The following is a 6815-nucleotide window of genomic DNA, read 5'->3' on the forward strand; positions in this document are numbered from 1 at the left end:
TTATTGACCGTTTTTGTGTTGGCGGGCTGTATGGAAAAGAAACAGGAAGATGTTGTGAGAGATTTAGAGGCAAAAGTTAAAGGTATGAAGAGTTATCAAGCTGAAGCGAAATTATCTATTAAAACGGGAAATGAGCCGCAGGAGTATAGTGTAGAAATTTGGCATAAAGAACCTTCGTATTATCGTGTGAATTTAAAGAATGCGAAAAAGGATCAGAGTCAAATTATTTTAAGAAATGATGAAGGGGTATTTGTATTAACACCTGCGCTTAATAAGAGCTTCCGTTTTCAAAGTGATTGGCCGCAAAATAGTAGCCAGGCTTACCTATATGAATCACTTGTAAGAGATATTTTGCAGGATAAGAAAAACCTTACTTTCGAGAAAACAGATAAGTATTATATTTTTAAAACAAAAACAAACTATCAACATCAAAATATGTTACCGAAACAAGAGATTACATTGAAGAAGAGTGATTTAACACCAGTTTCCGTGAAACTGATGGATAATGATCAAAATGTCCTTGTAAAAGTAGATTTCACTAAAGTAAAGTTTGATACAAAGTTTGATAAAGGTGCATTTGATACGAAACAAAATATGTCCAGAGCACAAGTAGATGTTCAGACAACAGCGAAAGAAGACAAACCGTTTGCTATTTTGTATCCACGTGACACGCCGCAAGGTATGACGTTGAAAGAGGAAGAAGAGTTGAAGACAGCCAGTGGCAAGCGTACGATACTCACATATACTGGAGGTAAGAAATCTTTTACTTTAATACAAGAAAAGGCAAAAGTTGCAGAGGCTTCATCAGCGGTAAGTGTAAGTGGAGAGCCAGTTGACCTTGGCTTCACGATTGGTGCATTGACGAAAGATTCTGTAACGTGGTCGTATAATGGAGTAGAATATATGCTCGTGTCTAAAGGTTTAGAGCCGAATGAGTTGTTGATGGTTGCTCGTTCGGTTACAGCGAAGCAGGTGAAGTAAACTTCTTAGACGTGGTGATATATGTGCACCACGTCTTTTCTTAGTTTGAAGGTGGATTTCATAAAAAGAAGCATATAAAAGAATAAGCTTCGCATATCGTGTATAAGGAAGTGTATTTATGGAAGAAGCACCGTTTTACCGTGACACTTGGGTGGAAGTGGATTTAGATGCGATCTATAACAATGTTACGCATATTAAAGAGTTCATTCCAAGTGATGTAGAAATTTTTGCTGTAGTTAAAGCGAATGCATATGGGCACGATTATGTACCAGTGGCTAAAACCGCATTAGAAGCAGGGGCAACAAGATTAGCAGTTGCTTTTTTAGATGAAGCTTTAGTGCTTCGGAGGGCTGGTATTACTGCACCGATTTTAGTATTAGGTCCCTCCCCTCCCCGTGATGTAAATGTTGCTGCTGAAAATGATGTAGCGTTAACTGTTTTTCAAAAAGAATGGGTGGAAGATGCGATAAAGCTCTGGGATGGTTCATCAATAATGAAATTCCATATTAATTTTGATAGTGGTATGGGGAGAATCGGAATACGTGAACGTAAAGAATTAAAGGGGTTCTTAAAGAGTTTAGAAGGCGCGCCATTTTTAGAGTTAGAAGGAGTATATACACATTTTGCAACAGCCGATGAGGTTGAGACTTCTTACTTTGATAAGCAATATAATACATTCTTGCAGCAGTTAAGTTGGTTGAAAGAATTTGGAGTGAACCCTAAATTTGTCCATACAGCCAATAGTGCTGCAACGTTAAGGTTTCAGGGGATTACATTTAATGCGGTACGAATTGGTATTGCGATGTATGGATTAACGCCGTCTGTAGAAATACGTCCGTTTTTACCATTTAAATTGGAACCAGCGTTGTCGCTTCATACGAAGGTTGCTCATATTAAGCAAGTGATTAAAGGGGATGGGATTAGTTATAATGTCACTTACCGAACGAGAACTGAAGAATGGATTGCGACAGTTGCGATTGGATATGCGGATGGCTGGCTTAGAAGGTTGCAAGGATTTAAAGTGCTTGTAAATGGTGAAAGAGTACCGATTGTAGGGCGAGTAACAATGGATCAATTCATGATACATCTTCCTTGTGAAGTGCCACTTGGTACGAAAGTTACACTCATTGGAAGACAAGGCGATGAGTATATTAGTGTTACCGAGGTTGCTGAATATTCCGGGACTATTAATTATGAAATTATCGCAACGATAAGTTTCCGTGTGCCGAGAATATTTATACGACATGGTAAGGTTGTAGAAGTAATCAATTATTTGAACAATATATAAAAGAAGGTATTATTACTCAGCGTCTCGCCATTTGTAGGAGTTTCACTAATGAAGAATAGGCTCTTTGTTTGCTGGGGAGCTTCTTTTTATAATTGTTATTAATATAAGTTAACAATGAAATATTACTGAAGGATTGCTTTATTTCTTGTTTGAAAGAGATAAAAAGTAAAAGAAGATGAATGTTTTGTTTATGAATTGGAAAACATAAGCAGGGAATAAGGAAGTCTTTGCAACAGGCTCCATACAATGGTATTATTACAATAGGTGTCATATATATATTTGGGTGTGTAGTTGACGGTGGAGGTGTATTTTTGTGTCCGAATCAAGTGTAACTACTGAAATCGTGGTTCGGTTGCCAAAGCAAATGGTAACGGAATTGGACGGAATTGGAAAACAAGAGAATAAGAATCGCCATGAACTAATTTGCCAGGCAACACAACTGTTATTGCGTCAACATAAGACGAAGAAACGCTACCAACATGAATCAATGCGACGTGGGTACATTGAAATGGGAAAAATTAATCTTGGTATTGCATCTGAAGCTTTCTTAGCAGAGTATGAAGCAGCTCATACAGTAGAACGCTTAGTTAGCGGGGGGTAATATTTTGATTGTAAAACGCGGCGACGTGTATTTTGCAGACCTTTCCCCAGTTGTTGGTTCTGAGCAAGGAGGCGTTCGTCCGGTTCTTGTCATTCAAAATGACATCGGAAATCGTTTTAGTCCGACTGTGATTGTAGCGGCTATTACTGCACAGATTCAAAAAGCGAAATTACCCACTCATGTGGAAATTGATGCGAAAAAGTACGGTTTTGAGAGAGATTCTGTTATTTTACTTGAGCAGATTCGAACAATCGATAAGCAACGCTTAACGGACAAAATCACTCATTTGGATGAAGTGATGATGAGTCGTGTAGATGAAGCGTTACAAATTAGTTTAGGACTAATAGATTTTTAAATCGGCAGTTTAAGTTGCTCTCTTTACAGGGCAACTTTTTTTTATTATAGAGGAGGTTACGGTTGGATATGGAAATGGTAGATAATCGACAAGGGTTAATGAAAATGTTAGTGAAAGAATTAGGCTTTACAGAAAAGCAAGTTCGTCATGTTATTCAATTAACAGAAGAAGGTAACACAGTTCCATTTATCGCTCGTTACCGAAAAGAATGGACAGGATCTCTAGATGAGGTGCAAATTCGTGCAATCTTAGAAAGATGGCAATATATGATGCAATTAGAAGATAGGAAAGAAGAGGTTCTTCGTCTTATTGGTGAAAAAGGGAAATTAACCGAAGAATTGCGTCGTCATATTGTTGCTGCAACAAAACTTCAGGAAGTAGAAGATTTATATCGTCCTTATAAAGAAAAAAGAAGAACGAAAGCTACAATCGCTAAAGAAAAGGGATTAGAACCGTTAGCTGAGTGGTTATTGTTATATAAAAAAGAAAATCCAGCAGAGAAGGCTATGGAATTTGTTGATGGAGAAAAAGAAGTGGAATCTGCAGAAGACGCGTTGCAAGGTGCGCAAGATATTATTGCGGAACTTGTTTCGGATAATGCATCATATCGTAGTTGGATTCGGAATACTACTTTCCGAAAAGGGATTATGTCTTCATCTGTAAAAGATAAAGAAAAAGATGAAAAGAATATATACGAAATGTATTATGACTATGAAGAACCGTTGCAAAAAGTAGTGCCTCATCGAGTGTTAGCGATGAACCGTGGTGAAAAGGAAGATGTATTAAGAGTTGCTGTTGTTACACCGACTGAGGAAATCAATCAGTTTTTACATAAAAAAATGATTCGTGATGAAGCTTCTAAAAGTGCGCGCTATGTACAATTAGCGATTGAAGATGGATATAAACGCTTAATTCAACCTTCAATAGAAAGAGAAATTCGTAAAGAATTAACAGAAACCGCTGAAGAACAAGCGATTCATATTTTCTCTGAGAATTTACGTAATTTATTATTACAGCCTCCAATGAAAGGGAAAGTTGTGCTAGCGGTAGATCCGGCATATAGAACAGGTTGTAAATTATCAGTAGTAGATGATACAGGGAAAGTTCTTAACATAGATGTTATTTATCCGCATCCACCTGTTCGTAAATATGAGGATGCAAAAAAGAAAGTTCTTTCAATTATAGATAAATATGAAGTTGAAATGATAGCAATTGGAAATGGTACAGCTTCCAGAGAAACGGAAGAATTTATAGTAGATGTCTTGCAAAATGTAAAACGGGATGTATTTTATATTATTGTAAATGAAGCGGGGGCTAGTGTATATTCAGCATCTGATTTAGCTCGTGAGGAGTTCCCGGATTTACAGGTTGAAGAAAGAAGTGCCGTTTCTATTGGGAGACGTCTACAAGATCCGCTTGCGGAGCTAGTGAAAATTGACCCTAAATCTGTAGGGGTAGGACAATATCAACATGATGTATCACAAAAAAGATTAAATGAATCGTTAACATTTGTGGTAGAGACAGCTGTTAACCAAGTTGGTGTTAATGTAAATACAGCTTCAGTTGCGTTGTTACAATATGTTTCAGGATTATCAAAAACGGTCGCAAAAAATATTGTAGCTAAGCGTGAGGAAGATGGGAAATTTACGAAGCGTACTGAATTAAAGAAAATTCCTCGTTTAGGTGCGAAAACATATGAACAATGTATTGGATTTTTACGTATATTAGAAGGGGCCAATCCGTTAGATCGCACAGGGATTCATCCAGAACAATATAAAAATGTTGAATTGCTATTAAAAAGTCTAGGGTTATCAAAGAATGATGTAGGTAAACCGAACTTGCAGAAGAGTTTAGAGGGAGTAGATGTTTCTAAATTATCTCAAGAGACAGAGATTGGCGAGCCGACTTTGGTTGATATTATCGATGCTTTAATTAGTCCAGAACGAGATATGAGGGATGAGTTGCCAAAACCACTTCTGAAAAAAGGGATTTTGAAATTAGAAGATTTAAAGCGTGGTATGGAGTTAGAGGGGACGGTTCGTAATGTTGTTGATTTCGGTGCCTTTGTTGATATAGGTGTAAAGCAAGATGGCTTAGTGCATATTTCTAAACTCAGCAAACAGTTTGTAAAGCATCCATTAGATGTTGTATCCGTGGGGCAAATTGTAAAAATATGGGTAGATGATATTGATACAAAAAAAGGTCGTGTTGCATTATCGATGTTACCAATTGAATAGTAAGTAAAGAGAGCAGATGAAACTGCTCTCTTTTTATGGATAGGGAAGTTTCGTTGATTATGAGCTTTGATGTATTTTACTATAATAAAACCAGCATTCATTTAGTAATTTGATTTGATACCGGTTTTTTTCGAAGTATGCACGTTGCATTTGTTTCTTTAGCCACGTAGGCATAGGAATCCCTCCTTGTTTAATCCTGCTCTCAAACATCTCTTCTTAATTAGTTAAAGAAATATTGATGAGAGGTTGGTGAGTGGATTTCTATCAATGCTTTATTTTTAGAAATCACGCTTCTTGAATGAGGATGGGTATATGTACTATTTAATATATGTATAGGAAGGGAGAAAAGTGTAAAAATATTTTTTGTTTAGGGGGAATGAGAATGGATGAGCAAGAAATTCAGAGGTTAGTGGAGGAGGTATCGTTACAATACTTTGGGATGCCGTTTTTACATAAAGCGATGTTTAATAGTAGGTTACGTACAACTGGTGGGCGCTATCTATTGAATACTCATAATATAGAACTGAATTATCGATATTACGAAATGTATGGCAAAGAAGATTTAGTCGGGATTGTTAAACATGAACTTTGTCATTATCACTTACATATCACAGGAAAAGGGTATAAGCACCGAGATAGAGATTTTCGTGAGTTATTAAAGAAAGTGGAGGCACCCCGTTTTTGTAAACGAATGATTAATGAAGAGAAGAAGGAACCGAAAGTTTATACGTATGAATGTACGGGATGCTCACTTCAATATGTAAGAAGGCGTCAAATAAATACACAAAGATATGTATGTGGAAAGTGTAAAGGGCAACTAAAACTGGTAGTGAAAACATCTTGACAGTGAAAACGCAATCCAGTATATTATAAACATGTCACGTTTGCACAAGATGTTGTGAAAAAACCTCTTGACTTACGGTGATAATTTTTATAAGATACAAATTGTCTTCATTATTCCGCAGTAGCTCAGTGGTAGAGCTATCGGCTGTTAACCGATCGGTCGTAGGTTCGAGTCCTACCTGCGGAGCCATACAGAGAAGTACCCAAGTGGCTCAAGGGGCTCCCCTGCTAAGGGAGTAGATCGCTAACGCGGTGCGAGGGTTCGAATCCCTTCTTCTCTGCCATACATATTGGCCCGTTGGTCAAGTGGTTAAGACACCGCCCTTTCACGGCGGTAACACGGGTTCGAATCCCGTACGGGTCACCACTTCGGAGGATTAGCTCAGCTGGGAGAGCACCTGCCTTACAAGCAGGGGGTCGGCGGTTCGATCCCGTCATCCTCCACCATATAAATTATATAAGTAATATTATCGCGGGGTGGAGCAGTACGGTAGCTCGTCGGGCTCATAA

General features: G+C 37.8%; 7 protein-coding genes and 5 tRNA genes (1 of these 12 only partly in view). 11 read left to right on the forward strand and 1 reads right to left on the reverse strand.

Annotated features, from left to right (window positions below; all coding sequences use genetic code 11):
* Positions 1 to 30 precede the first annotated feature (30 nt).
* From LUS72_RS01365 to LUS72_RS01385, 5 genes are all read left to right on the forward strand, one after another.
* Complete coding sequence (locus LUS72_RS01365; protein ID WP_141533555.1) at positions 31 to 981, forward strand: LolA family protein; 951 nt, start codon at positions 31 to 33, stop codon at positions 979 to 981.
* Between the two features lie 118 nt (positions 982 to 1099).
* Positions 1100 to 2269 carry an alanine racemase gene (alr, locus tag LUS72_RS01370; protein ID WP_097831055.1) on the forward strand — a complete coding sequence of 390 codons (1170 nt, stop codon included), beginning with the start codon at positions 1100 to 1102 and terminating at the stop codon, positions 2267 to 2269.
* A gap of 313 nt (positions 2270 to 2582) precedes the next feature.
* On the forward strand, positions 2583 to 2870 hold the full coding sequence (locus tag LUS72_RS01375; protein ID WP_000004570.1) for an antitoxin EndoAI: 288 nt from the start codon (positions 2583 to 2585) through the stop codon (positions 2868 to 2870).
* A gap of 4 nt (positions 2871 to 2874) precedes the next feature.
* Positions 2875 to 3225 (forward strand): type II toxin-antitoxin system endoribonuclease NdoA, encoded by a 351-nt coding sequence (ndoA, locus tag LUS72_RS01380; protein ID WP_000635965.1) that lies wholly within the window; start codon positions 2875 to 2877, stop codon positions 3223 to 3225.
* A gap of 68 nt (positions 3226 to 3293) precedes the next feature.
* On the forward strand, positions 3294 to 5462 hold the full coding sequence (locus tag LUS72_RS01385) for a Tex family protein (protein ID WP_141533554.1): 2169 nt from the start codon (positions 3294 to 3296) through the stop codon (positions 5460 to 5462).
* Between the two features lie 57 nt (positions 5463 to 5519).
* Here LUS72_RS01385 and cmpA read toward each other — a convergent pair whose 3' ends face one another.
* Positions 5520 to 5636 carry a cortex morphogenetic protein CmpA gene (gene cmpA, locus LUS72_RS01390; RefSeq protein ID WP_001143642.1) on the reverse strand — a complete coding sequence of 39 codons (117 nt, stop codon included), beginning with the start codon at positions 5634 to 5636 and terminating at the stop codon, positions 5520 to 5522.
* A 208-nt stretch (positions 5637 to 5844) separates the two neighbouring features.
* Between cmpA and LUS72_RS01395 the strand changes: the two genes are divergently transcribed.
* The 6 genes from LUS72_RS01395 to LUS72_RS01420 form a co-directional block, all read left to right on the forward strand.
* The gene (locus tag LUS72_RS01395) at positions 5845 to 6306 is read left to right on the forward strand and encodes a SprT family protein (protein ID WP_097831053.1); all 462 of its coding nucleotides are present in this window, start codon (positions 5845 to 5847) and stop codon (positions 6304 to 6306) included.
* A gap of 114 nt (positions 6307 to 6420) precedes the next feature.
* Positions 6421 to 6495 (forward strand) — tRNA-Asn (locus LUS72_RS01400).
* 3 nt (positions 6496 to 6498) lie between these two features.
* A tRNA-Ser gene (locus LUS72_RS01405) sits at positions 6499 to 6589 on the forward strand.
* Between the two features lie 8 nt (positions 6590 to 6597).
* Positions 6598 to 6672, forward strand: a tRNA-Glu gene (locus tag LUS72_RS01410).
* A gap of 4 nt (positions 6673 to 6676) precedes the next feature.
* A tRNA-Val gene (locus LUS72_RS01415) sits at positions 6677 to 6752 on the forward strand.
* 24 nt (positions 6753 to 6776) lie between these two features.
* Positions 6777 to 6815: transfer RNA gene (locus tag LUS72_RS01420), tRNA-Met, on the forward strand (it continues 38 nt past the right edge of the window).

Origin of the sequence: Bacillus cereus (assembly GCF_025917685.1) — a bacterium.
Lineage (GTDB): Bacteria > Bacillota > Bacilli > Bacillales > Bacillaceae_G > Bacillus_A > Bacillus_A cereus_AT.